At 52.2% G+C, this 26505-nt stretch carries 24 protein-coding genes; 12 read left to right on the forward strand and 12 right to left on the reverse strand.

What is annotated here, in order from left to right:
- Positions 1 to 175: 175 nt before the first annotated feature.
- The 9 genes from CA13_RS25295 (at position 176) to CA13_RS25335 (ending at position 11553) form a co-directional block, all read left to right on the forward strand.
- Positions 176 to 1501 carry an adenylosuccinate synthase gene (locus CA13_RS25295; protein WP_419194799.1) on the forward strand — a complete coding sequence of 442 codons (1326 nt, stop codon included), beginning with the start codon at positions 176 to 178 and terminating at the stop codon, positions 1499 to 1501.
- Between the two features lie 4 nt (positions 1502 to 1505).
- Positions 1506 to 2234 carry a polyprenyl diphosphate synthase gene (gene uppS / locus CA13_RS25300; protein ID WP_146401434.1) on the forward strand — a complete coding sequence of 243 codons (729 nt, stop codon included), beginning with the start codon at positions 1506 to 1508 and terminating at the stop codon, positions 2232 to 2234.
- Positions 2235 to 2240: 6 nt separating this feature from the next.
- Positions 2241 to 3269, forward strand: a complete 1029-nt coding sequence (locus tag CA13_RS25305) for a phosphatidate cytidylyltransferase (RefSeq protein WP_146401436.1) — start codon at positions 2241 to 2243, stop codon at positions 3267 to 3269.
- A gap of 190 nt (positions 3270 to 3459) precedes the next feature.
- On the forward strand, positions 3460 to 4413 hold the full coding sequence (locus CA13_RS25310) for a PhoH family protein (protein WP_146401438.1): 954 nt from the start codon (positions 3460 to 3462) through the stop codon (positions 4411 to 4413).
- Entirely contained in the window at positions 4406 to 6808 is a 2403-nt protein-coding gene (locus tag CA13_RS25315; RefSeq protein ID WP_146401440.1) for an HD family phosphohydrolase, read from the forward strand. The genes CA13_RS25310 and CA13_RS25315 overlap by 8 nt, the downstream gene beginning before the upstream one ends.
- Positions 6777 to 7334: an rRNA maturation RNase YbeY gene (gene ybeY / locus CA13_RS25320; protein WP_419194800.1), complete on the forward strand. Its 558-nt coding sequence runs from the start codon at positions 6777 to 6779 to the stop codon at positions 7332 to 7334. Before CA13_RS25315 ends, ybeY begins: the two co-directional genes overlap by 32 nt.
- Entirely contained in the window at positions 7331 to 8620 is a 1290-nt protein-coding gene (locus CA13_RS25325; protein WP_146401442.1) for a hemolysin family protein, read from the forward strand. The genes ybeY and CA13_RS25325 overlap by 4 nt, the downstream gene beginning before the upstream one ends.
- Before the next feature lie 179 nt (positions 8621 to 8799).
- On the forward strand, positions 8800 to 10107 hold the full coding sequence (locus tag CA13_RS25330) for a citrate synthase (protein WP_419194801.1): 1308 nt from the start codon (positions 8800 to 8802) through the stop codon (positions 10105 to 10107).
- A 12-nt stretch (positions 10108 to 10119) separates the two neighbouring features.
- Entirely contained in the window at positions 10120 to 11553 is a 1434-nt protein-coding gene (locus CA13_RS25335; RefSeq protein ID WP_146401446.1) for a DUF58 domain-containing protein, read from the forward strand.
- A 7-nt stretch (positions 11554 to 11560) separates the two neighbouring features.
- Here CA13_RS25335 and rpoN read toward each other — a convergent pair whose 3' ends face one another.
- From rpoN to CA13_RS25350, 3 genes are all read right to left on the reverse strand, one after another.
- Positions 11561 to 13057: an RNA polymerase factor sigma-54 gene (rpoN, locus tag CA13_RS25340; RefSeq protein ID WP_419194802.1), complete on the reverse strand. Its 1497-nt coding sequence runs from the start codon at positions 13055 to 13057 to the stop codon at positions 11561 to 11563.
- A 138-nt stretch (positions 13058 to 13195) separates the two neighbouring features.
- A complete protein-coding gene (gene recR / locus CA13_RS25345; protein WP_146401447.1) occupies positions 13196 to 13825 on the reverse strand; it encodes a recombination mediator RecR in 630 nt (209 codons plus the stop codon).
- A gap of 8 nt (positions 13826 to 13833) precedes the next feature.
- A complete protein-coding gene (locus CA13_RS25350; RefSeq protein WP_146401449.1) occupies positions 13834 to 14193 on the reverse strand; it encodes a YbaB/EbfC family nucleoid-associated protein in 360 nt (119 codons plus the stop codon).
- A 345-nt stretch (positions 14194 to 14538) separates the two neighbouring features.
- Here CA13_RS25350 and CA13_RS25355 point away from each other — a divergent pair, with 345 nt between their 5' ends.
- The 3 genes from CA13_RS25355 to CA13_RS35650 all read left to right on the forward strand — a co-directional run bounded on the left by CA13_RS25355 (position 14539) and on the right by CA13_RS35650 (position 16886).
- Complete coding sequence (locus tag CA13_RS25355) at positions 14539 to 15657, forward strand: hypothetical protein (RefSeq protein WP_146401451.1); 1119 nt, start codon at positions 14539 to 14541, stop codon at positions 15655 to 15657.
- 257 nt (positions 15658 to 15914) lie between these two features.
- Positions 15915 to 16193 (forward strand): hypothetical protein, encoded by a 279-nt coding sequence (locus CA13_RS35645; RefSeq protein WP_419194803.1) that lies wholly within the window; start codon positions 15915 to 15917, stop codon positions 16191 to 16193.
- A 27-nt stretch (positions 16194 to 16220) separates the two neighbouring features.
- A complete protein-coding gene (locus CA13_RS35650; RefSeq protein ID WP_419194804.1) occupies positions 16221 to 16886 on the forward strand; it encodes a hypothetical protein in 666 nt (221 codons plus the stop codon).
- On the opposite strand, the gene CA13_RS25365 is transcribed toward CA13_RS35650, so the two are convergent.
- The 9 genes from CA13_RS25365 to CA13_RS25410 form a co-directional block, all read right to left on the reverse strand.
- Positions 16833 to 18629 carry an ATP-binding cassette domain-containing protein gene (locus CA13_RS25365; protein ID WP_146401453.1) on the reverse strand — a complete coding sequence of 599 codons (1797 nt, stop codon included), beginning with the start codon at positions 18627 to 18629 and terminating at the stop codon, positions 16833 to 16835. The genes CA13_RS35650 and CA13_RS25365 overlap by 54 nt on opposite strands.
- 536 nt (positions 18630 to 19165) lie before the next feature.
- On the reverse strand, positions 19166 to 20752 hold the full coding sequence (locus CA13_RS25375; protein WP_146401457.1) for an SPFH domain-containing protein: 1587 nt from the start codon (positions 20750 to 20752) through the stop codon (positions 19166 to 19168).
- On the reverse strand, positions 20749 to 22419 hold the full coding sequence (locus tag CA13_RS25380; protein ID WP_146401459.1) for an SPFH domain-containing protein: 1671 nt from the start codon (positions 22417 to 22419) through the stop codon (positions 20749 to 20751). Before CA13_RS25380 ends, CA13_RS25375 begins: the two co-directional genes overlap by 4 nt.
- Before the next feature lie 169 nt (positions 22420 to 22588).
- On the reverse strand, positions 22589 to 23293 hold the full coding sequence (locus CA13_RS25385) for a FliO/MopB family protein (RefSeq protein ID WP_146401461.1): 705 nt from the start codon (positions 23291 to 23293) through the stop codon (positions 22589 to 22591).
- Entirely contained in the window at positions 23286 to 23738 is a 453-nt protein-coding gene (fliN, locus tag CA13_RS25390; protein WP_419194805.1) for a flagellar motor switch protein FliN, read from the reverse strand. The genes CA13_RS25385 and fliN overlap by 8 nt, the downstream gene beginning before the upstream one ends.
- A gap of 60 nt (positions 23739 to 23798) precedes the next feature.
- On the reverse strand, positions 23799 to 24359 hold the full coding sequence (locus CA13_RS25395; RefSeq protein ID WP_146401463.1) for a dihydrolipoamide acetyltransferase: 561 nt from the start codon (positions 24357 to 24359) through the stop codon (positions 23799 to 23801).
- Positions 24359 to 25135 carry an OmpA/MotB family protein gene (locus CA13_RS25400; RefSeq protein WP_146401465.1) on the reverse strand — a complete coding sequence of 259 codons (777 nt, stop codon included), beginning with the start codon at positions 25133 to 25135 and terminating at the stop codon, positions 24359 to 24361. Before CA13_RS25400 ends, CA13_RS25395 begins: the two co-directional genes overlap by 1 nt.
- Positions 25136 to 25143: 8 nt before the next feature.
- Positions 25144 to 25905 carry a motility protein A gene (locus CA13_RS25405; RefSeq protein WP_146401467.1) on the reverse strand — a complete coding sequence of 254 codons (762 nt, stop codon included), beginning with the start codon at positions 25903 to 25905 and terminating at the stop codon, positions 25144 to 25146.
- Between the two features lie 23 nt (positions 25906 to 25928).
- Positions 25929 to 26177 (reverse strand): flagellar FlbD family protein, encoded by a 249-nt coding sequence (locus CA13_RS25410; RefSeq protein ID WP_146401469.1) that lies wholly within the window; start codon positions 26175 to 26177, stop codon positions 25929 to 25931.
- Between the last annotated feature and the right edge of the window lie 328 nt (positions 26178 to 26505).

Consider the following 26505-nt stretch of genomic DNA (forward strand, 5'->3'; position numbering starts at 1 on the left):
TCGACTGGCCGTCCAAGGCCCCAAATGCGGAAATTTGCGGCTTCGATTGCCCACATCCCCTCCCAAAATCCAATCCCGTCAGGCTCTTGCCAGTATCGGCACAGCAGCTTACGCTTTTCCGTTTGCGCCTTCGGGGCGAATCCCCGAGAAAAATCATTTTATGGGAGTTTGTTTGGTGTCGGGTACTTGTGTCATTGGATTGCAGTGGGGCGACGAAGCAAAGGGTAAGTTAGTCGACTTGCTCGCACCCCAATTTGACCTAGTTGTTCGCTACCAAGGTGGTGCGAATGCGGGGCATACGGTCGTCGCAGGAGATGAAACTTACAAATTGCATCATATCCCCAGCGGGATTTTGCACCCTCGCGTCCAAAATCTGATCACTCCTGGTGTCGTGCTTAACCCGGCTACGATGCTCGACGAAATCGATGCATTGGCACCTCGTGGCGTAAAGTGCGAAGAAAACCTGTTGATCAGCGAACGGGCTCACTTGGTCATGCCTTGGCATATGGCCGAAGATCGTCAAATTAACGCGACCGAAGTTCGCGGCGAATCGATTGGGACGACGAATCGAGGAATTGGCCCGTGTTACCGCGACAAAGTCGGACGGACACACGCGATTCGAATGACCGACTTGGTTCAAGCCCATCGCGACGATCGCATCCGAACGGTTGCGTTGCAGAAAATGGAACTGCTCAAAAACCTTGGGGCATCCGAAGAAGAATTGCAACGGATCGCACCTGAAGTTGTTATCCCGATGGTTGCGGCCTGGGCCGAGCGATTGTCAGGCATGATCGGCGATACGACTGATTTGTTGCTTGATGCCGCAGAGCAAAACAAACGGATTCTTTTCGAAGGAGCTCAGGGAGCTCTGTTGGATATCGACCACGGGACGTATCCGTTTGTCACCAGTAGCAACAGCAGCGGTGTCGGGGTGTGTGCTGGCGCGGGTGTGCCGCCGAAGTGGATCGACCACGTGCTGGGGGTCTGCAAAGCTTACAGCACTCGCGTTGGTGGCGGTCCGTTTGTCACGGAATTAAGTGATGCCACGGGCGACCGGATTCGCGAACTTGGAAATGAATATGGCACCACGACCGGGCGTCCTCGACGATGTGGATGGTTTGACGCGGTTGCCGTTCGCTATACCGCTCGATTGAGTGGCGTGACGCGTTTGTCGCTGATGATGATGGACGTGTTGGCCCACTTGGATGAACTGAAAGTATGTGTGGCTTACGAACTTGATGGAAAACAAATCACGCGTTTCCCAGGTCACGCCGATGAGCTTCGACGCTGCAAGCCGATCTATGAAACGATTTCGGGATGGAACGAGCCAGTGGATCACGTTCGCAGCGTGGAAGAATTTCCTGAAAAAGCACTGGCTTACGTTCGCCGAATCGAAGAATTGGTTGGCGTTCCCGTAGGTGTGTTGTCGGTGGGGCCCGATCGAGCACAAACGATTTTCACCGAAGCTGCTTCGGTTTTGCAACTGCAACCTGTTGGCTGAGCCGATGACCGAGACTCCTATCGCGAATCGTCCCCGACACATTGCGATTATCATGGACGGAAACGGTCGTTGGGCCCAGTCGCGTGGATTGCCACGGATCGAAGGTCACCGACGCGGCGTTTCGACCGTGCGAATGATCAGCGAAACGGCAACGGAACTTGGGATCGAGGCCGTTACGCTGTATTGCCTTTCGAGCGAAAATTGGAAACGACCCAAGCAGGAACTCGACTTCTTGATGCATTTGCTCGAGCAGTATCTGGTTGAAGAACGCCGCACGATCATGGATCAGGGACTGAGGCTTAAGGTGATTGGGCGGCGAGACCGGTTACCGAATGGGGTGATTGCCGAAATGGACAAGACGCTTGAGATGTCCAAAGACAATCCCGGCACTCAGTTGGTGTTGGCGATTGACTATGGTGGCCGAGACGAGCTCACGAAAGTCGCTCGGGAATTAGCTCGCGAAGTGGCCGAAGGTTCGATCACCGAATCTGAAATTTGCGAAGCATCCATCACCGAAAGGCTCTATACCGCTGGGCTACCCGAAGTTGATTTGATGATCCGTACCGGGGGCGATATGCGAGTGAGTAATTTCTTGCTGTGGCAATTGAGCTATGCGGAATTTTGGGTGACCGAAACGTGTTGGCCCGAATTTTCGCGAGAGAATTTTCTTGCCGCGATTGCTGAGTTCTCAGTGCGTCAACGTCGATTCGGTGGCCTTAGTGTTAATGAGTAATTTCGCGTGTTAATTGATCGCCTAAAGACTTCCGCCGTTTTGATCGTACTCATCGGAGCGCTCGTTTATTTGGATGCGAAGCATTCGTTCTCTGGTGGCGAAGGCTTGTGGTTGTTGCCCGTGTTGTTGTTCTTTGCCCTCGGGACGGCATGGGATTTGTCGGGACTCGTGAAAGCGAGTGGTCGGTCGATTTCACGATCGACAACGTTGGCCGCTACGGCGACGGTGACGATATCTGCGGGGGTGCCGCTGTTTTGGTCGGTTTCCGGTCGGACGTCGGTTGGGAATGTTGTGATTGGGAACCTAGGCTGGATCGTCATTGGTGCCATCGTTGCAGTGATGATTGCAATCGGACGCGAAATGGCTGTCTTTCACGGCGCGGACCTGACGAAGAACTCCGATCAGGATTCGCAAGAAGATCGGAGCCCAAATTCCGATCAAGAATCTGCCCAAAAAAAACACCAAAATGGTTCCGCAATCGACCGCACCTCATCGGCCGTATTCGTGTCGCTTTACGTCGGGCTGCCAATGGCGATGCTCGTTTCGCTGCGAGGGATGGGTAGCGGGAATTGGGGGTTGCTTGCCCTGTTGACCACGATCGCGGTGACAAAGTCATCTGACGCCGGAGCCTATTTTGTTGGTCGGGCGATCGGGCGACACAAATTGATTCCGCGGCTCAGCCCAGGTAAGACCATCGAAGGGGCGTTGGGTGGAGTCCTAACCAGTACGATCGTTGCGTTTGTATTTCTGGCTTGGATTTTTCCATCGTTCATGGCAGCTACGGCTCCTGCGGACGCTGCAGCGATGGGGGTACCGCCTTTTTGGAGAGCCTTGGTGCTCGGTCCGATGTTGGCAGTGTCCGGAATGCTCGGCGATTTAGCGGAATCTTTGGTCAAGCGTGATGCTGCGGCAAAAGACAGTGGCAATTGGCTGCCAGGGCTCGGTGGAGTTTGGGATGTGACGGATTCGTTGATCGCAGCAGTGATGCCGGCGTATTTGTGCTTTGCCTTTGGCGTTGCAGGACCAATGATGTAGGTAGTTTGCGGCTTTTGCGTCTCGGCGACGAGAGTGAAAAGTCTTTGTATTTTCACCCTTTCGGAATGTAATAAGAAAGATCGTCAGAAAAGAAAGTAGCAACGCTCGTCAGAGCATGTTTGTAGAGGTCCCGCCGCCTGGGCGACGGTTGTTGGGCCTCCTTTTTTGAGCGAATCCAACAGGAATTTGAATGACCGAAGCGACTCTAGCGATCGCCAATGCGGATGAAATCTTGGCCCTTTTTGGGCCTCGCGATCAGCATGTGCGCAAACTCAAACGTCTGTTTGATGTCAGTATCACGCAGCGAGACGGCAAAATTCGGATCGCAGGTGAGGAAGAACGTGTCCAGCAGGCGACGCGTGCCCTCGAAAAAATGCGGCAAATTTCTCTGAAGAAAGGGACGCTCAGCATCGACGACGTCGACGGTGTGGCGACGGAATACGGAGCGATTGTCGAAGGAGCTATCCCGCGAATCGGCGGCGACGAGATCGATATCCAGCATGCTGGGCGTCGAATCAAGCCGCGAACGCCGGGACAGGCGAATTATGTTGATACCATTCGACGCCACGATTTGACCTTCGCCTCGGGGCCAGCCGGAAGCGGAAAGACCTATTTAGCAGTTGCGATGGCCGTTGAAGCACTGCGTGCTGGTTTAGTCCGAAAAATAGTGCTCGTGCGTCCAGCAGTCGAGGCGGGAGAGAGTTTGGGGTTCCTTCCGGGGGATTTGCGTGCCAAACTTAACCCGTACCTGCGGCCGTTGATGGATGCGTTAGGCGAAATGATTGATTACGATCAAGCTCGGACCTTAATGGAGCAGGATGTAATCGAGGTGATTCCGTTGGCGTATATGCGTGGCCGAACACTTAACGATGCGTTTATTATTTTGGATGAAGCCCAGAATACGACGGTAGCCCAAATGAAAATGTTTCTCACCCGAATGGGCGAGCAAAGTAAAATGGTGGTCAGTGGTGATACGTCACAACAAGACCTACCGCGAGGAATCACCAGCGGTTTGAAGGACGCGATGCATCGTCTCGGCAAAATTGAAGGGATTGGCTCGGTCCATCTTCGGGAATCCGATATCGTACGACATCGGTTGGTCAGGCGAATCGTCAAAGCATACGATACTCATCGCGATGAGTAGCACTACCAACAAACCACGGACCCGCGCCGAACGCATCGAGTCGCTTGGAATCCCCAAGCCGCGTTTCATCCAGTGGTGGGAGCAAGGCGACAAAGGAGATTTTTCACTGCGAGTCGCCATGGCGGTGATGGCGGCGTTTCTGATGTTGGTGTTGTGCCAATCGTGGAAGCCGCCATTTGCTTATCGCAAAGGAGAGATTCTCTCACGTGACCTGATCACCCGAGTGACCTTCCAAGTTCCGGACGAGTTAGAAACGGATGCGGTGCGCCGTCAAAAGCGACGTGAAGAACCCGTGCTCTATCGTAATCGCAGCAAGTCGCTCGATCAATTGCGGGCGATCCTCAAAGACCAACTCTTCTTGGTGCTCGGGGCGGAATCATACGAGCAGATGAACCAAGATGAGCGGAGTGCCTTTGCACAGTTCTACTCTGGCACTGGCACTGGCACTGGCACTGTAGCCGAGGGCGACGCGGCCGAAACCGGCGATACTCCGGATGAACGCTTTGCACTTCTGAAATCGGTTTTGGCGAGTGATCCCGAATTGGTCAAAGTGGACGAAGCGATCTCACTTGCAATGAAGCCAATCTATGAACATGGTTTGCTTCGTTCGATGCAGCATTCGCCCGAACAAGGGAACCAACGGGTCATCATGGTTTATTTGGCGGGGCAACCGGATGACGCGGTGCCAGTCGAAGCGAGCAAGGTTCGGATTGCACAGGCTTCCACCGAACTGCAAGGACTCGTCCACGAGTATTTTCGGTTGCGTTTTGATAACGACCTCGACCCAAAAGATTCGGTGGCGCATATGATCAGCGATTGGATCGTAGGCGAATTGCCAAAATACGAAACATTGCAGTATGACGATGAGTTGAGTGAAAAAGCGAGATCGGCAGCCGCCGCGCGAGTCGACCCTGTGATGACAACGTACTACTCCGGCGATTCAAAGTTGGCCGATGCTGGCAAACCGCTGGCAGAAAAAGAGTTGGCGCTGTTACGTGTGGAAGCGCGCGAGTTTGTCACGAGGATGGGGTGGCGAGATAAAATTGCTCGTTTCTTGGCCTATGCCGGCATGATGGCGGCTCTTTACTTGTTGTGCGGATCGTACATCTTTTTTGTCGAAGATCGCTCGTTAGTTTTAGATCGCAACAAGTTAGCCAAAATGTTGGTGCTCATTGTTGCCACCGTGGTTCTGTGTTACTACGCCGCACGCGATGAATGGCGAAGTGAGTTGATTCCTTTGGTTCTCGCATCGACGGTTGCCGCAGTCGTCTATGGGCGCGAGTTGTCGCTGTTGTTGATGGCAGCGGTTTGTTTGAGCGTGACCCTTTTCTTGGGAGCAAGTATCTCGGAGTTGGTCATGTTGTTGGCTGCAAGCACCAGTTGCATGTTGTTGTTAGGCCGCATTCGCACTCGCACGCATTTGTTGTACGTCGGTGCCATTTCGGCTGCGATTACGGCGGTGACGGTAATCGGTGTTGGCGTTGTCACGGGACAAACTTTGTCGGCAAGTGATTTAGGGAGCGAAATCGAGCAGGCTTATAGCGGACCGCAATTTGAAACCGTCGTTTTGGGCCTTGGACGTGAATCGCTTTGGGCCGGTCTTTGCATCCTGGTCTCTGCGGCGGCGATGACCGGACTGCTGCCGTTGGTCGAAAAAGCCTTCGGCGTACAGACGGATTTGAGCTTGTTAGAGCTGGGTGACGCCAGCCATCCGCTATTGAGGCGGTTGGCCCAACGTGCACCGGGAACCTACAACCATTCGATCAACGTGGCGTCGATCGCCGAAGCGGCAGCCGATGCGATCGGTGCCAACGGGCTGCTGGTTCGCGTGGGAGCCTATTTCCACGATATCGGCAAAATGTTCAAACCAGAGTACTTTATCGAAAACCAAATTGCGGGAGTCAATCAACACGATTCGCTGCAACCGGCGATGAGTACTCTCGTGATTATCGCGCATGTGAAAGATGGAGCCGATTTGGCGCGTAGTCACCATTTGCCCGAATCGATTGTCGACTTTATTTTGCAACATCACGGCACGACGCTGGTCGAATATTTCTATCGTGAAGCGGCACGCCGCAGCGAAGAAGACCCCAACGGGGAATCGGTCAGCGACAAAGATTTTCGTTATCCTGGTCCCAAGCCGCAAACGCTTGAAGCGGCCGTAATGATGTTGGCCGATACGGTCGAAAGTGCCAGCCGTACGCTGGTCGATCCGACGCCCTCACGAATTCAAGGTCTTGTTGATACGATTTCCCAGAAGAAGATGGCGGATGGGCAATTTGATGAATGCGGATTAACTTTCCGTCAATTAGACCGAGTTCGCACTAGTCTTGTGAAGTCTCTTACTGCAATCTATCACGCACGTGTCAAATACCCTGGACAACAATCCGCCTAATCATTCTTCCGAGAGTGAACTTTCTGTCGAAGTGATCGCGGACGACCCTTTACCGGCGTCGTGTTCGGTAGGGCGAATTCGCGTTGCGGTTCAACAAGCGGCTGCGCATCGAGGTTACCGCCAAGGCGAAATCGGTGTGCGTGTTACCAACGATGTAGCCATTCGCGAGATTAACCGTCGGCATTTAGATCATGATTATGAAACCGACGTGATTAGTTTCGCCTACCTAGCTGAGCCTCCGCGAATCGAAGGGGAGTTGGTCGTCAGTATCGAAACGGCTTCGCGTTTTGCCGATCAATTGAGTTGGTCCCTTGAATATGAACTGTTGCTTTACGTCGTTCATGGAACGCTACATATCACCGAAATGGATGATCAAACACCCCGAGAAAGACAGGAAATGCGAGTGGCGGAACGCGAAGTGATGCGAAAGTTGGGTGTCGATGTGGCCGTGCAATTTGGTCCTGATACCAGTGGCTCGGATTCCTTTCGGACACGTGCCCGAGAAAAGGGGGGATCCACAAAATGACGCCTTTTCTTTTCTGGTGGGTTCTGTCTGGTTGTGGTTTCATCCTTAGCAGTATCGGCGGCCTTGGTGGCGAACTACTTGACCGTTTTGCGGGACGCTCCCTCGAAGCCTACTGTCGGCTCAATAAAGATCGCGAACGATTCGGGGCGGTGATTGATCATCAAGACGCTACGATCCGCGGCAGCGAATACTTACGGATGATTGGCACGACACTGTTTTTGATCGGGGGCACTGCCGGACTGTTCGCTGCAGAGGTGCAGCCCAAAGGAACCGACTTGGCGATTTGGGGTGTCGGTGCAGGGTTGTCGATGATGTTGATTCACATTTGGATTCCTGCAGCAGTGACGCGGTTTGCGTCGACCCAAGTGCTATATCACACGTGGCCGTTTTGGCGAAGCTTGTCGATTTTGATGTTGCCGCTTTCGGGACCCGGCGAATTGGTGGAAGTGATCACCCGACGGTTGGCGGGGAAGCAAGAACACGAGGACGAAGAGGAAGAGCAACTCGAAGATGAAATTCGAACAATTGTCACCGCAGGAGAACGCGAAGGTTTTTTTGGGCCAGGCGTTCGCGAGATGATTCAGGGCGTGATGACGCTTCACGAAGACACGGTTGGTCATATCATGACGCCGCGTGGGGATGTCGATGCGCTCGATGTTGCATGGAGTTGGGAAGAAATTCTCAAAACGATCGTCGAAGCAGGGCGAACACGTCTGCCTGTCTATGAAGGGACTCTCGATAATGTAGTCGGAATTCTATATGTAAAAGACTTGCTTCCCTACTTACAGAAAGACGGCGAGCCAGACCAACCGATCACCGAGATCATGCGGCGCAGTTGGTTCGTGCCCGTAGATCGCTCGGTAGAGATTTTGCTTCGCGAATTTCTACATAGTCGAAGTCACATGGCGATTGTGCTCGACGAGTTTCAGCAAACGGCAGGCGTCGTCACGATCGAAGATGCACTTGAGGAAATTGTGGGTGAGATTGTCGACGAGTCCGACGAAGAAGAGGAAATCGGGTTAAAGGTTATCGACGATGATACCGTCGAAGTGGATGGGCGTTTGATGATCGATGATCTGAACGAATTGCTCGGATGGAATTTGCCTGAGAGTGACGATTACGAAACGGTTGCCGGCTACGTTTTGTTTCATTCCGGGGTGATCCCTGAGGCTGGTCACCGTTTGACGCTTGGCGATTCAGAAATTGAAATTTTGAAAGCCAGCAGCCGGAAGATCGATTCGATGCGAATCCGTCGTGATAACGAGAAAGACCAAAAAGTCGGTTAATCGCGTGATTGTCGAGTTGTTGCCGCCTAGCTACACTATTGCAAGCTATATCAAAATTTACTCGCGGCACTCTTTTCGACTGCACCCGTTTTGTCTGCACCAAGAATGCAGCGTGCCGCGGACTTCTGACATCTATCCTCTTCAGACCGGAATCGCGAATGAGCACCTCGAGCAATCCTTTGAAATTAGACGTCCAAAATAAGGGTGATGCCAAGTTAGTTTACGATGGGCTTGATCTCTCGCTTCCAGTGGTCGAAGGGACCGAAGGCGAACGTGGGGTCGACATTAGCCAATTGCGTGCTCAATCCAAACTGATCACGCTTGATGAAGGTTTCGTGAATACCGGTAGCACTCGCAGTGCGATCACGTTCTTGGATGGTGAAAATGGGATTTTGCGATACCGTGGCTATCCGATTGAACAACTTGCGGCGAACTGCGACTTTATCGAAACGTCTTACTTGTTGATCTACGGCGAATTGCCAACCGCCGCACAAGCAGCTGAATTCCGCGCTGGAATTCGCGACCATACCATGATTCACGAGGACATGAAGTCATTTTACAGCGGATTCCCGCGTGATGCGCATCCGATGTCCATTCTTAGCAGCGTGGTCGGTGCATTGGCGATGTTCTATCAAGATTCGCTTGATCCGAACGACCCGAAACAAGTCGAAATATCGCTTTATCGTTTGCTTGCTAAGTTGCCAACGATTGCATCATACAGCTACAAAAAATCAGTTGGCCAACCGTTTATGTACCCAAATAATGATTTGGGTTACTGTGAAAACTTCTTGCATATGATGTTCGCGACTCCGGCGCGTGACTACATCGTTGACCCGGATTTCACCGATGCGTTGAGGCTTTTGTTGATTGTCCATGCAGATCACGAGCAAAATTGCAGCACTTCGACCGTACGAATGGTAGGCAGTAGTAACACGAATTTGTTCGCAGCGATTTCTGCGGGGATCAGCGCCTTGTGGGGACCGCTTCATGGCGGGGCGAATGAAGCTTGCGTCAACATGCTTGACGAAATTGTTAGGGATGGCGGAAATGTGAAAAAGTATGTCGAAAGAGCAAAGGACAAGGACGACGACTACCGTTTGATGGGCTTTGGGCATCGCGTTTACAAGAGCTTTGATCCACGAGCAACGATTATCAAGGCAAGTTGTGACAAACTGCTGAAGAAATTGAACTTGGATGACCCGCTTTTCGAAGTAGCTCAAGAGCTAGCCGACGTAGCACTTCGTGATGATTACTTCATCGAGAAGAAGTTGTATCCGAACGTTGACTTCTATTCGGGGGTGATTTACCGAGCGTTGGGGATTCCGATTCAGATGTTTACGGTTCTGTTTGCGATCGGAAGGTTGCCGGGGTGGATCTCTCACTGGATCGAAATGCACAACAATCCTGCTACTCGGATCAACCGTCCACGCCAAATCTACACTGGTGCCACGGAACGCACGTTCGTTCCGATTGATCAAAGGGGTTAGACGCCACCCGCTGTGAATGATGCGATATCCCAAGTTGCGAAACAAGAATTCCAGTGGCTGACGCAATTGCCTTGGCTGCTGCTGGGATTGGTCGCTTTGCCGCTTGTGATCGCTGCTTGGCGAGGCAAAATTTATCCAACTCGGTGGTGGATCGGATTGCTTGGCTTGGCGGTCGTTTTTAGCCTTGTTGCGGTGTTCGTTCCTGCGGCGATCATTTTGGTTTGGGCGCTCGATGGTTTGACATTAACGGTCGCGGTCGTCGATTTCTTGCTTCTCTATCTATCGACTAATCGCGGCATTACCGCTTCGCGCAGTCTGCCGCGTACCTGCTCGCTTGGGGTTCCTGTCGACAGCGAGTTGACGATCGAAAATGATACGTTGCTGACACTGGTGGGGCAGGCATGTGATGACCTTCCCGATCATTTCACGGCGACCCCCGAACAGCATTCGCTGAGGCTTTCGCCACGGGGACAGATTACGGCACACCGAAAACTGACACCGGGACGTCGCGGTGCGTTTGAGCTAGAGTTTGTTTATCTAGACTTTGCTAGTCCGCTGCGGCTTTGGAAACGGCAACTTCGACTGTCCGTTTACGATAAATTGAATGTCTACCCCGACATGAAGCAGATGTCCGACTATGCGCTGTTGGCGCGTACGAATCGGCTGAGTCTGATTGGAGTGCGGCGGACGCGACGTATCGGCCAGGACAGCGATTTCGAACGGCTCCGTGATTACAGCCGCGATGACAATTATCGGCATATTGATTGGCGAAGCACGGCTCGTCGACGAAAGTTGACCGTACGTCAATTTCAAAGTGACCAAAGTCAGCGAGTGATCTTCCTGCTTGATTGTGGACGTATGATGACCAACGAGCGGGATGGTTATTCGCTGCTAGATCACGCGCTCAATTCCGTATTGATGATGTCCTATGTTGCGCTTCATCAGGGCGATGCCGTGGGGATGCTTTGTTTTTCGGATACCATTCACGCTTACATTCCACCGCGTGGTGGCAGTAGCCAAATGAATCGTTTGATTCAGGCTGGCTTTGACCAATTTCCACGGCTGGTGGAATCACGCTACGACCAAGCTTTCCTGTATTTGTCGACGCACTGCAAACGGAGATCGTTGGTCGTATTGACGACCAACGTTATTGATGAAGTCAACGCGTCCGCAGTGGTTGATTACTTGGCGAATTTGAGCGGTCATCATTTGCCGCTCGGCGTATTGCTACGCGACCGCGAAATGTTTGAGGCAGCGGATTCGCCGTCGGAAGAGAGTTTTCAAATGTATCGATCCGCTGCGGCAGCGGACATTTTGCTTTGGCGTCACCAAGTACTGAAGGATTTGGAACACCGTGGCGTTTTGGTTGTCGACGCGTTTCCCGACGAATTGACCGCCCCGCTCGTGAATCAGTACTTGGATATCAAAGCAAAGCACTTGCTTTGATCGGGGCTTACTTCTTTACCAACGTCCAGTCGCGGCGTTGGCGACTGCTTGGGATCGCCATTCGTTTTCGGTACTTGGTTACGGTTCGGCGAGCGACGGTCATGCCCGCTTTTTTTAGCTCTTCGACCAATTGTTCGTCGCTGAAAGGATCGCTCTTGTCTTCCTTGTCGATCAACTCTTGCAGCTTCAGGCGAATCGTATCCCAAGCGACATCGTCGCCATCTTCGGTTTGTGTGCCACCCACAAAGAAACGTTTCAGAGGCAATATGCCGCGGGGAGTTTGGATCCACTTATCATCGACGGCGCGGCTGACGGTCGTGACATGGACTCCAACCTTGTCCGCGATCTGCTGCATCTTCAGTGGTTCGATTGCTTCGGGGCCTTCGTCCAGAAAGCGTTTTTGGTGTTCGACAATCGCTTCGGCAACCTTTGTTAGCGTGCTTCGGCGTTGTTCGATCGAATCAATCAGCCATTGAGCACTGCTGATCTTTTGTTTGATGAACTCACGCTCTTCGGGAGTACTCTTTGGATCCTGTAGTCGGCTGCGATAGTACTCGCTAATAAATAGAGTTGGCACGCGGTCGTCGTCGAGGCGGACTTTGTATTCCCCCTCGTCGTCTTGTTCAAGAATAATATCCGGTGTCACGTTCGGGACATAAGTCTCCATGAACGCTGCGCCTGGTTTGGGATTGAGCGTGTGTAGTTCTTCGCGAAGAAGTTGGATTTGCTCGATGGTGAATCCGGTTTTTTTGGCAATCTGTGGCAACCGGTTCTCCGCCAAATCGACCAAGTGCGACTTGATCAAGGTCTTCATTTCGTCGTGAAACGGAGCCGTGGGGGAGAGTTGGTTCAGTAAACATTCGCTCAGGTCGCGAGCGGCAATTCCAGCCGGCTCGAGCGATTGGACTACTTTGAGTCCATTTTCGGCAACTTGAAGGTCTTCTTCGGTATGTCCGGCGGGCAATAGATCTGCCAGCGGCGTGCGCAAGTATCCACCGTCGCGGGCGTCGAGGGTGCTGATAATTCGTTCGGCAATTCTTTCGACGCGATCATCAATATCCATCTCGGACAATTGGTGATGTAGGAAATCATTGAGCGATTCGGGACGCGATTGAGCGTTGGCCATCAGGTCGTGCCGCCGGTCAGAGTCCTCCTGCATCCGGTTGGACGAGCGGCGGAATGAATCGTCGAACGTGCTCGGCAGATCATTGACCATGTTCTGCAAACGCTCGAAATCCTCTTGGTTGTCATGATCGTTATCGACCACCAATTCCTTTTCATTTTCGCTGCGTGTGTCCGCCGACGGGGCTTCGTCGTCCATGCTGTCGGGCTCAGCCGGATCGACATCCTGTTGCTCTAGCAGGGGATTTTCATTCATCTCCTGCTCGATCCGTTCCTGTAATGCAAGCATCGGAAGCTGCAGAATCTCCATCGACTGGATCATCCGTGGTGCCAGTTTCTGGACCTGCATTTGTCGGGCTTGAAAGCCCATCGACATCCGCATTACTACATACTCAACAAAAAGAGGTAACGTGATTCTAGTAATTCTCGCTGATTCCGCCGGCACTCCCGGGGTGCAAATGTCAGTTGGAAGACCGAGATATCATCTTATCAGCACAACTCGTGCCAGCGAGCAAGAATATTATAGCTTTTGTCGTCCAGTTAGTGCATCGGCAATCATTTCCCGATTGGCATATTCCAAAACACTTCCTGCGGTGATGCCCCTCGCTAGCCGCGTCATTTGAACGGAAAACTCGCTTAGCAAATTTGAGATATAGAGTGACGTGCCGTCCCCCTCTACGGTAGGGTTTGTCGCCATGATCACCTCGTTGAACCCACCGGCTCGGATCCGGTCGACCAATGCGTCGATTGTTAATTGATCGGGACCAATGCCATCCAAAGGAGCAATTCGCCCTAGAAGAACGTGGTAGAGACCCTTGTAGGCACTTGATTGTTCGAGGCTCATCAGGTCGCGGGGTTGCTCGACAACGCAAATCCTTGTCGTATCACGACTTGGATCGGAGCAAATGGCACATAAGTCCGTTTCCGCCAAATTGAAGCACGCGGAACAATAGCGAACATCTTTGCGGACACGTCGGATGGAATCGGCAAGCGCAAGCGCCTCGGATTCGCTAACCCGGAGCAAATGAAAAGCCAGCCGCTCGGCACTTTTTCGCCCAATGCCAGGCAATCGGCCCAAGTTTTCGACTAATTCAGCGACCGCGCCGGCGTGGTTATTCGAGCTGAATCGCTTTGAGGAATCGTCACCCATCGAAGAAATCAACCACCGGTTAGATGGGCGAGAATGCTGTCCAAGCCGGGCACATGCAAATCCATGTCGTTGACCATTTGGCTAATCGCATCGGCATACATCTGTTTTGCAGCAGCTCCTGCGGCGTTGGTCGCTTCCATGACTAATGATTCCAATTCAGATTCGGAGTCGGGGCGATCGGGTGAGATTTGAACCGATTGGACTTGGCCGACTCCGTTCATTACAACACTAACGAGACCATCGGATGACGATCCGCTTACCGTTTCACGCTTCATCTGTTCATTCAGCTCACGCATCTTGTCCGGCAGATGCTGGAGCGACCCCATCATCGAGGCAATGTTTCCTAAATTTCCAAGTCCTTTGAACATTCGTAAACCCTTGTTGCGATGCGGATGAGGTATTTGAAGCGGATGGTGCCAGAAATCTCGTAGGCGATTGGGTCGAAGAATTGTACACCAACGACAAGAAAATTGTCGATGCCGACGATTCTTAAGCCTATCGCTATAGGGACGTTGGAGTTCACTCTTTTGTGGTGTGACCAAGCACGTGATCATTGCTACCGACTTAATTGAATGTCGAAAAGACGCACTGCTGCATTCTCGCCTTCTGGCGAGTGCCACGCCGACAACAATCTTTTCGCGGTTATCAATTTCAGCGCGGTCGATCGACTAAACTAGCCGATCCAATTCCCGCCTTCCGTTTGGTGCCACGCGATGCGAATTCTCTTTGAAAGACCGTGCAACTATTTGATTATTGTCACCGCGATGTGCAGTGCAATTGTGGTGATGGGGAGCGTCGCGAGTGGTCGTCGGGTTTCGATTCCGACGCAGTCGGTCGATCAACTTCGCCAACACTTCAGCGGCAAAATCACTCAGCAAGATGAGACCGTGACTTTCACACAATCGGGGGTGATCGCGTTCGACGACTCTAATCGAAGTTTTATTTGGAACGTGCCTCCATCGATCAAGCGGATCGTTGTCCGAAGGAATGTCATGGTGAATGGCGCTCTTCACCTTCGGGGCGACTGCACGATTGAAGGACTTGACCGCGAGCGATCTGGTTTCTTTGGGACTAACCAGCAGGCTTGGCCGCAAAACCATGGCATCAAAGCATTCCAAGTCTGTACCATCCAAGGCTATGGTGAAGGGACGATTACGATTAAGAATTTGACATTCAAGAATCCACGCGGCTTTTTTATTCGCGGTGGTCACTGTCCTGTCCACGTCAGCAACTGCGATTTCCTTGAAACTCGCCCCGCGTATCACAATCATAGTGATGGGTTCGAAGGTGGTCCGGGATCAACCGTCGATGAGTGCCACTTTGACGCCGGAGACGACATCATCAAAGTGTACAACGATGTGACCGTTACCAATACGACGATCGTGGTGGGGATCAATGCGGTGCCGATCCAATTTGGATGGGGAGACTATGGAAGCGGAGCCCAGGGTGTGTTTCGCAACGTCAAAATCGACGGTAATGTTGGTCGAGGCCCATTGAATGCATCTATCGTTGCGCGGGCTGGCAAATATGACAAAACCATTTTGCTTGATCATTGCAGCATCGACACTCCGAATGGTTCGCTATTTCATGCGCATGATGATGCATCCAATTCCCATATCAACGTAACGATCAAGAATTCAAACGTTCGCGTCAAAGCGTTCGGTTTGATCGCATGTGAAATGAACATTCGCATCAATGGAACCGAGTACGAAACGGATTCGCAGCAAACATTATGGGAGGCTCCCGAAGCCAACGCCATCGGATGTTCGCGGCAATTGCCGGTGATGGTTCGTGATGCCCAGCCAACGGACCCGCCAATTCTGCGATGGTAAATGGTCGCCCTGACGCAGGAGTGTAAAGCACGTCGCGCGAAAGTTGGTGGCAGATGAGTGCGATGCAGTGATGAAACAGCCATTTTCAAGCAGTATTCATCGGCATGCTCTCCAAATTTGATCCTTCCCCACATCGGAATCTGACTATGTTTGCGTTAACAAAGAAATCGCTTCTTGCGTTTTTGTCTCTCGTTCCGTTGAGCGGTTTTGTTGCCCACGCAGATGGATTGTAGGAAGAAGGGCAGGCTACGGGTGTGGTGAAGCTCGACAACAAACTCACTCAAATCGGTGTCGATCGCACCAAGGGAGCCGCGATCACTTGGCTGTTATCAAAAGACTATCCGAAGAATATGGTAAACGTGTGCGACCTTGGGCGATTGATCCAGCAGTCCCATTATGCCGGCAAACGGATTGATCGACAAACTGGCGGGCAGAGCCCGGCTTGGAGTCCTTGGTCATGGAATCCCATTCAGGGTGGTGGCGTCGGTTCCTGGGCTCGTGTCAGGAAAGTCCGCATAAAAGCCGATCAAATCTAAAGTGAAACGATCCCTAAACTTTGGGACATGCCAAATCAGGAGGCTACCGCATCGATGCGGCAGTGGACCTCATTCGAACCATCGATGCCCAACGTCGTTGTGGTGGAATGTGAACTCGCCTGCAAGCGTCAAAGCTCCGACCGTTGGGGGCCGGCGATACGGAGTCCCCAAGAGATTCCCGCTTGCTACTTCACCCGAAATTTCGATGTCGTGCAATCTTATCTTGGCGATGGCAAATGGAAAGACGAAGTTCAACCGCCCGGACCACCATGGGGGCGAGCATTGCCACTGCGCCATGCGATGGCATGTTTTGAACCGGGCGGACAAGGGATCGCCATTTTTAGTCCGACCTCCACGGAGCATTGGAATTTCGGCCCACATGGTGTCGGACTTAGTGACGATCCCAAGGCCGGTCCTTGTATGCATCTCGCACCGGTCGCTCGTGTCTTGCTCGGACCACAATCCACCTATCGATATCGGTATTGGATCATCGTGGGCGACCGCGATGAGATCTCAGATCGACTCGACTCGCTTTGGCAGAATTGCTCCGATGACGTTTCCAAGTTAGACCACTCATGGTCGGAGCGTCAAAACAGGGGGGGCCGCCGGTTTTGTTGTGCGACCGATGAATCATCCGGCCTAGGCTTCCAATTCTTCCCAACGCGCAAAGGCATTCGCAAGGTGTTGATCTAATTCCGCGAGCTTGTTAGTTGCTTCTGCAATCTTTGCGCCTTCGCTTTGATAGAAACCAGGATCGGCCATCGTTTGATGAAGTTTCTCTATCGCCGCTTCGAGTGATTCGATTCGAGCAGGAAGCTCCGCCAATTCGCGTTGTTCTTTGTAGGATAGCTTCTTCGTTTCTGGTTTCGTTTGTTGTTCGGCCGCCGGCGTTAGCTTCTTTTTAGCCGGCTCTGGTGTTTCGGATAGTTGTTCGTTCCTTCTTTGAACAGCAGCTTGCCATTCATCGTATCCGCCGACGTATTCGTTCACGCCGTCTTCTTCAAACACAATCGTGCTGCTGACGACATTGTTCAAAAACGTCCGGTCGTGGCTGACCATCAAGACAGTGCCCGAAAACTCAACCAATTGATCCTCCAACATTTCGAGCGTTTCAGCGTCGAGGTCATTAGTCGGTTCGTCGAGCACGATCACGTTGGCTGGCTGAGTCATCAATTTCGCCAGTAAGACGCGGTTGCGTTCGCCACCGGAAAGGAACTTCACCTGTGTACGAATTCGCTCGGGTGTGAACAGGAAATCCTGCAAGTAGCCAATGATATGTTTGGTCTTGTCGCCAATTTGGATGCGGTCCGCGCCGTTGCCGACATTCTCCTCGACGGTTCTTTCCGGATCGAGTGTATCGCGGAGTTGATCGAAATAGGCGATGGCCAAATTTGTTCCCAAGCGCACATTTCCCTCGGTCGGTTCCAGTTGTCCGAGCAGCAATTTCAGCAGAGTCGATTTTCCAGCTCCGTTTCGGCCGATGATTCCAACCTTGTCGCCGCGCATGATCGTGGTCGAGAAGTTTTGCATGATTGGAAGATCACCGTAGGAAAACGAAACGTCTTTCAGTTTCGCAACGAGCGCACCACTGCGTTGCGCATCCTGCAAATTCAACTTCGCCTTTCCTTCATTGTTCCTTCGTTCGCTTCGCACCAATCGCATCGCTTTGAGCGCTCGTACCCTGCCCTCGTTTCGGGTCCGGCGTGCTTTGATCCCCTGACGAATCCATGCTTCTTCTTCGGCAAGTCGTTTGTCGAATAGTGCGTTTTGTTTTTCTTCGGTCGCGAGAGCCTGTTCTTTGCGAGCAAGGAAGGTCTTGTAGTCACAGGACCAATCGAACAGTCGGCCTCGATCAATCTCCCAAATTCGATTGGCTAGGTTTTGCAGGAATGACCGGTCGTGGGTGACAAAAATCAGTGTGTTTTCCCAGCGGCTTAGGAATTCTTCGAGCCACAAAATCGAAGCGATATCCAAATGGTTGGTTGGCTCATCAAGCAGCAACACATCGGGTTCGCGTGAAATCGCTCGGGCGAGCAAGACGCGGCGTTTCAATCCACTCGAAAGGGTTTCGAACGCGACGTCGGGATCGAGTTGCATTCGCGACAAGGTCGAATCCACCGCATGATCGAGCTTCCAAGCTTCGTCGTGATCGTGGGGATCATAGTCATCACCGAGGACAACCGATTTGACGGTTCCGGTCCAATCACGAGGGACACTTTGAGACAATCGCATGATCCGTGTACCGGGGCGAATCGTCACGCTGCCGTGATCCGGGACCACATCGCCCGTGAGAATACGCATTAGCGTTGTTTTGCCCGCTCCGTTGCGACCGAGCAATCCAATGCGTTGGCCCGAATCAATTTTGGCCGATACGGATTCCAGCAGCGACGGTCCACGAAAGCCAATCGTCAAATCATCAATCGAAAGTAAGTTCATAAAATGCGCGAGGTTGCCGGCGGGAGAACACGTCCGAGTCTGTTCCAGGAAGTGTTTCCAAGAATTTGGGGCCGAAAAATGAGAAATATGGTTGGGGCTCAACGCGAAAGTTGTAGTGGATCGGATTCCGCAAGGCAATCGGCGCAACCAGTGGGCTAAAAAGTGAACAGATCGCGCTGGCCAACCAGCCTGGGGTCACGCATCTTAATCAGGAGACTCAACCGAAATCGTGCCCCCCCATAGAAAAGGCCCCCATAGAAAAGGCCCCCATAGAAAAGGCCCCCATAGAAAAGGCCCCCATAGAAAAGGCCCCCATAGAAAAGGCCCGAGTGGTTTTCATGGTCATGGCCCCGTGCCAAATCACAAAACCGTCCCGTGCCAAGCATAGAGCATTGTCTTGAGACGAAGACACCAAGTCCAAGGACGACCACTTGGTGGTCGTCCTTGCTAGGTCCATCCCTTCGATAGTCGCTCGAAGCGGAAAACTGCCATTCAAATTCTTAATTTCAGATATCGCTAGTCAGCTTTGAATCTTGTTACTTTGAATCGAGGGAAATGGTGGGGGTGACCGTTTTGAGGTCGGTCCACAAGGTTCCTTCGCCAGCGTAGAACAGTTTCAAGTCGATGCTGTCGGGCAATTGTTCAGCGAACTCCCATTTGTTGAACGCAGTCGGTGAACCAAAGGCACCGACAGCAAGACCAAATTTTTCAGCCGTCGCTTCTTCGCTCATTTGTTTTGCCTCGGCTTCGGCGCGACCCAGTAAGACCGTTTTGGATGCATCCAAGTCAGCGGTTTCGCGGTCGATTGCTGCGATCAACTGTTTGGTTTCCGCTTCAATCTCTTTCGCTTCCTTTTCCCCTTCGGCCATGACGCTCGCTTTGAGCCGATCGGTATCCACGCGAACTCGCTCGGCCTCAAGTTCCACCTTTTGTTCTGCTTCACGAAGATTCGCCTCAATTCTCGCCGTTTTTGTTTCTTCGTCGCGAGTCAGTTTCAACTCTTCGGAAACATAACCTTTTTGGATTGGCTCACGGACGTTTTGCGGAATATAGATATGCCGCACCAATCCGTATTGAAGCGTTACGTTTTTGTCGGAAAGAACATCGCGAAACTCGGTGCTGACGTCCGTTTGAAATGCTTCTCGAGTTTCCCCGACGAGCAGTTCAACGGCTCCCATTTTGGATCCATTGTTTCGACAAATGCTTTCACTTTGTGGTTCGATGACTTTCTTTTCCACCGCGTCAATGTTACCGAACGTACGTACGATCTGCGCCGCATCGCGAGGCATGACTCCCCAGATCGCGGAGAAGTCGAGTTGGATATCGAATCCGTCGTTGCTGGGGAAATTGATGCCGGTTTCCGGTGTTGCCAGAGGTTCGCCTTGTGCGTCGTACTTCACGTTGCCGCTCGGTTCGATTTGTTGTTCGACCTGGATGCTTGTTTCGCGGTAACCGACGTTAATGATGTCGATTTGTTGTTCTCGTGGATTGACCGGATACAAGCCAGGTTGCATCACTTTGTCTTGGATGCCTGCGGAAATATCCAGTGCTGGGTTACTCGCTTGCATCGTCACGACTCCCACGTAACCGGTGGGGATTTCAACCCAGCCGCTAGTCTTTTCTTGACCACCGGACCGAGTCGTTTCACGTTCGATAATTTTGAATTCATAGGCGTACGGGTTCGCTCGGTAACGACCGGGCCCAAAGACTTTTCGCAAGATACCTTGGTGAGTAACACGTGAATCACCCTGCAAATCTCCATCGACAAGGAATTCGCCCGATGGCAACGCGTTGCCTATCTTACTGGTTACTACTCCTATTTCGCCGGGCAGGATAACCACATCTGGCACAATCGTTCGTTTCCAATAAATCGGATTGATGAAATGGCGACCTGGACCTCGCATGGTTTCGTGGACCCCCACTTCGCTGCCGTGCGCAAGGCGGCCGGGTTCAGGTTCCTCGGCGGTTCCGATCAGCGGACCCTTGTATTGCAAAAGCAAACTATGGCCCTCGGGAACGTAGATTCGGCAGAGGAACCATTGGAAACAGAAAAACAGGGCGATGACGACCCAAACAAACGAGAACGCCATCCCGATTGTCGATTTGTGTCTTTTTAAACTCATTCTTGTTCTCCTGCTTCGGTCGGGCTAATGGAGTCGGTGGTTTTCGGGTCGACGTCGGCGGCCTTGGCGATCATGTTTGATGTATCGCTGAATTCGGTGAAGATATTCATCAGCGGGCTATCGGATGTGTTGACCATCATCTCTTGGAAACTTGGTGCGAGCTTCTTGAGCATCACCCAGCGAGCAAATTCATCGCCGCTGCCGCCGTATGCTTCCACTGATTTTTGCCATCCCGCTGCGACGGCTTTGTTGCCAAACCGGATTACTTCGGCATCCGCGGTTCCCTTAGCGGTGATCGCTTTTGCTTCGTCTTCGGCGGCGGCTAATTCGACCTCGGCAACTTTTTTGCGTTGGTTGGCTTCGATCACCGCGACCTCTTGTTGTCGTTTCGCTTCGATGGTGATGGTGATGACTTCTTGTTCCACCTCAATGAGCGCTTGCTTTTGCTTGACGAGTTCTTGCTCGATGCGAAGTTCTTTTTCGCTTTCTTGTTGTTCGATTTCTTTCTGGTACTGCTCGCCCAATTGCAACGCAATTTGACGCATTCGAACTGGTTCAGCGATCTGTTGCGGCGGCGAAATTCGTGTGATCAGGGCTTGAACAATTTCGATCCCCTGTGTCTTACAAGTCGCTTCGAGTGTGCGTTGGAAGTCCTCTTGGAACTTCAATCGCTTTTCCCCCAAAATGAAATCTCGCCCCGAATGATCGCTACCTCGGAGGCGGCAAAAGGATCGAGCATTGGGAAGGATAATCTTTTGGATGATTTCTTCTTCAACACGTGCGTCGCTGCCACTATCGTTGCTCGAATCGTTGTAAGTAACAAAGACTTCTGCGGCACGTTCGGGATCGACGCGGAATTCGATTCGACCATCAAGTTTGACCCAAAAACCGTCGCGACTTGGGAATCCCATTTCGCCACCAGTGCCAAGATTGAATCGTTGACTTCGGCAATCCACTAGCGAAATTCGCTCGACGTAGGGATTGATGTAATAGACGCCTGGATCGAGTGTTTCTTTCTGCACACCTCGCCGTCCGTCTTCAATGATCAATTGATTCGGATCGTCCGCTGGCTGACTGCTTAACAGTGTGACGACGCCGATGAATCCCGCTGGGATCACAACGGGTTCGTGTAGTTCAACTAGTTCGATGTAGTTGTCACGCGTGATACTAGGCTTGGTGCCCGCTTGGTATGTGAGTGCATTGATCGGATAACGACCCGGACGAAGGACTTCCGCAGAGATTCCTTTTTCCGATTCCGATGCGGCGATCAGGTTTCCGTATCCAAGGTCGTCGCCATAAAGACGGATGCGGACGCCGAGTCGATTCTCCGGCACTTCCACTTGTGGGACGATATCCCAGTCCCATTTCCATGGGTTGTAGAAGTAGCGGCCTTCGGTGAGAACCTTCTCTTGGATGCCTTTGAACTTTTCGAAATCGGCCGTCGAGACGATCTCGATATTATTCGTCAGTTCCGCGCCCGTTTTCTTGGTTAGCACGGCGATATGACGACTGGGAACTTCGATCCGGCAATACAAGAAACCCCAGATCGCGAGAAGGCAGAGGGACGCAATACCAAAGATGATGGCGGCACCGATGCCACCAGCTTGCAGCATTCGACGCAACTTTTCACGATCTTCGGGCACGCGCCGATTAAAATCGCCTGACATTTTGAACACTCCCGGGGCGGAATAGGGGCAGACTTTGACTTATGGACCTCGTTACAGGCATCAAAGTCTAGCACCCAGGGCGCGCAGGGAGGGGAAGAAATGGAGGAATAGGAATTAGGCAAGCAGGGATTAGGCAAGGAGGAATTGCACGCGACTAACCGATTCCCTCTTATGCGCTGGCAAACAAGCGGCCACGGCTTCGGGCGGCGTTTGCGGGTGCTGCTTCGGCGGCGACAAACCCTTTTTGTACTGGTTCTTTTTCGAGCGATTGCAAAGTTGACGCGAACGCATTTTTTGATTGACAGTTACAGGCGGCAAGAAGTGAGCGAACTTCTTCGGCGTCCGATATTTCCGACAACGGATGGATTCCCGTGGCCGTTTGAGCCGTGATCAAGATGCGACTGCCACACCTCAACAGGGTTACTTTGGTGCGCGCGTCAATGGAAGTACTGCCGAGCGTTTCGAAGACTTCATTTGACAAGCCGCGTTGTGAGGAACTGTTAACACCAAATCGACGGGTCAGCCAAACGAATCCAGCAAATAGGCCAAGCACGACCGCTAGGCTAGAGCAAACCGTGACGGTTGGCGAAGCAAAACCATTGTCGACCGTCTCCGGCGGAGTGCTCGCGTCGGGTTCGATCGTCGTTCGATTGGAAAGGGAAGGAAAGCCGCGTGTGACCGTGACGACTCTTGGCATGGTATCCTGGGAGGAGTCCTCTTTGGAAGGAGCAGGATAGGCCGATGGGGCCAGTGCCGATGGGGCCAGTGCCGATGGGTGAGCTGATTGAGCGTTTGCGTTGCTGTTTACCATTGCAAACGCAAGCATCGCGGTATAGATCGCAGCGTTGATTGTCAAATGGTGCCTGCTAAGCATTGACCAACTCCGTCACACGAATACAGAAGTTGTCGTTCATCACCAGCACTTCACCGCGTGCGATCAATTTTCCATTTACGAAAATATCGACAGGATCACCGGCTAGCTTATCCAGTGCGACCACGGAACCACCACGAAGTTGCAGGACTTCTTCGAGCCTCATTTGGGTGCGGCCTAATTCGATGCGAAGATCGAGTTCCACTTCGCCGAGCAAGTCAATGGGTTGACGTTCGCCGCCCCCATCGTCTGGTTCCAAATTCCCGAGATTAAAGGGTTCGGGTTCCTTTGAGCTCTCGGCACCTTTTTCAGCCGCTTGGTCGAGTGACCCGGATGCTTCGGCAAGCAGTTTCTCGATGTCGTCCATACCAAGATGTTCTTCTTGGTCTTTGGGCACAGGTTTGTCGACTTCGGTGGCTGCATTATCAGGTTTGTTTGAATCGGGCACAGTCACACGTCCTTCCATGGACAGCGTTGTTTCACAGCAATGTTTCACACTTGGCGAAAATTACTCTTCGATCAGTTGGTAGTCGTGAAATCCAACTCCGAGCAAGTAATCTTTGTCGAGTAAGTGATTACATGTCGTCAATATTCGTCGTTCAAGCAACCCCAATTGGTTTTCTTGCAGTTCCGTCAGGGCACTTGTTCGGATTTTCATGCGAATTGCATGGCGAAGTCGGCCTTGTTTTTCCTCGAATTCCTGTTCCACTGATTCCGAGTTTTTTCTGCGGATCAAACCGTAGAGACTCAATTCGACACGGTATTCACGTTCGGTATCGATCGGGCTAAACGTTTCCCCGAATTGACCGAGTGCGATTTCTTTTACCTCGTTTTCATCCGATTCTTGTTTTTCGGCTTCTTCTTCGCCTTCTTGGACCGATTCAATTAGCTTGGCTTCGGCCAATGCGCTGACTTCTTCGGCACTAGGCACCATGAAAAAGAACATTGCCGATTCCATCAAGACGATGGTTGCAACAAAGGCAATGATCAAGCCGCGGCTTGTTCCTGATTTGGCCTGCGGCTCGAATGCGGCGGATTCGTCTGCGGTCTTTTTCGTTTTATCTGCCATTAGTCGCTCTCCGTGTTGGAATCGGATGCTTGGATTTGCTGCGCATTTCGTTCTTCGACGGTTCCATGCAAATCTTCGACGGTTTCATCAAGAAGGAACACTTCGACGCGAGGATTACGGGCAATCGCAACACTGCCGCCCGCTCGATGCATCGGTTCGCTCTCACCAGCTGAAGAGACGCGGATTCGTGATGGTTCGAGTCCCTCCCGATTGACCAAAACTTGCCTCACGGCGATGGCTCGACGGAAACCGAGTTGAATTGCTTCATCGGTTCCGACTGTCCGTGCCGCATATTCGGCCGAGACGTGACCGCGGACTTCGATTTTTTGCGGTTTACCTCGCAGTTGTTCGGCGACGTTTTTGAGTGCTATTTGGTTTGAAACACTTAATTTGTCGGAACCGAGTTCAAACAAAATCACCGAACCGACCGCCGTCATTTGTCCTGGTCGGACGATGCGTACCAACGGGTCTTCACCCGATGGTGCTTTATCAGGAACGCCCCCCTTGGCGGTATCTTTTTTCTTTGCGCGACCGGTTGTTGACAACACGCTGAACGCTTGCGTTCGCGGTCGCGAGTCACCGGGCGCGATCGCTTCGATCGTCCGTGCGTAACCGAATTGCCGTTTCATGGAATCGACAAGCGATTGGTATTTCTCTTCTTCTTTGATTTCGCTCAGCGATACAAGCATGATGAAGAATGTTAATAACAAACTCATCATGTCTCCGAACGTCACTACCCATTCCGGGATGCCGATTTCTTCTTCTTCTAAGTCCATGGCAATCGTTACTCAGCTTCGCGTTGTTTCGGTGGCAAGAACGTGCGGAGTTTCTGATCAATCGCTCGCGGGCTTTCGCCTTGTTGGATTGCCATCACACCTCGGATTGCAATTTCCATGCTGACCATCTCGTTACGGCTCAATAGCCCGAGCTTTTCGGCAAAAGGGCTGAAAAACACGTTTGCCGCGATCGCTCCATAAAGCGTCGTGATCAACGCGACCGCCATCCCGGCACCAATGCCCGATGGATCGCTCATATCTTGAAGCATCATGATCAATCCCATCAGGGTTCCGATCATGCCATAGGCAGGTGCGAAACGTCCGAGTTGGTCCATGATGCCTTTGCCTTCTTTGTGCCGCACCGCGATGGCGTTGACTTCGGTACGGAGCACTTCTTCCACCACTTCGGGGGTGCTGCCGTCGACCGCCATTTGGATGCCGGTTCGAACCAGTGGGTTTTCGATATCGCCCACTTTGGATTCCAGTGCGAGCAAACCGTCCCGGCGAGCCGTTTCGGCAAGTTCGACAATTTGCTTTACGAGGGACAGACGGTCTTCGCTCTTATTCAAAAACACCTTGACCGCGATCATCGGTGAACGCAGGATGCTGCCAAGCGGAAAGCAGATTAACGCAGCTGCGCCTGCACCACCGATCACGACCAAAACGGATGGGATATCCATAAAGGCGGTGAAGGGTGCATTTCCAAGTGCAATCGATCCGACGATCAGTCCGATTGCCAAGATCAAGCCAATGAGGCTAGCGATGTCCATAGCGATGCAGCGTAGTTGGGATTTTAGGAGTTGGTTGGGTTTGCTGTGCTTGTGCCAATTTCGGGGCGAAGAACGACCTGTGGAGATGGCATCAAGTGCTTGTGCTGTTGATACCGGACCGCTTTGTCGACGACATCGTCGAGTGTTTCGCGGACCACGATTCGCTCACCCGAGGTCAACGTAACGAACGTATCGGGACGTCGTTCGACGTACCGGATCAGTTCGGCGTTGAGCACAAACGGCTCGCCATCCAGTCGCGTTAATTTGATCATGGATGTGTTCCCCCCCAGAGATTCGTTTGGATTGCCTGCACGCTCGTGGTATGCACGCAATGTTTCCAACGAAATCTAGAACACGATGAGGGAACAGGACGGATGTTGCAAAAAAGAAACACTCGCTTCGTAGCAAGTGTGTCTCGGCACGCTTTGCGCAAACGGCACGACCGGCATGATCGGTATCTCTTGCTAAGATTCGATGCGTGTTTGACTGACATCATGCGACAAGGATCGGTTCGCGTCCTCGCGAGAGTTGCATGCGCTAGAGTTGCATGCGGGTTGATGTGCGGGCTGTGTCAGTTGTAAAGCCATCGGGTCAAATGCT

This window comes from Novipirellula herctigrandis (assembly GCA_007859835.1).
Taxonomy (GTDB): Bacteria; Planctomycetota; Planctomycetia; order Pirellulales; family Pirellulaceae; genus Novipirellula_A; species Novipirellula_A herctigrandis.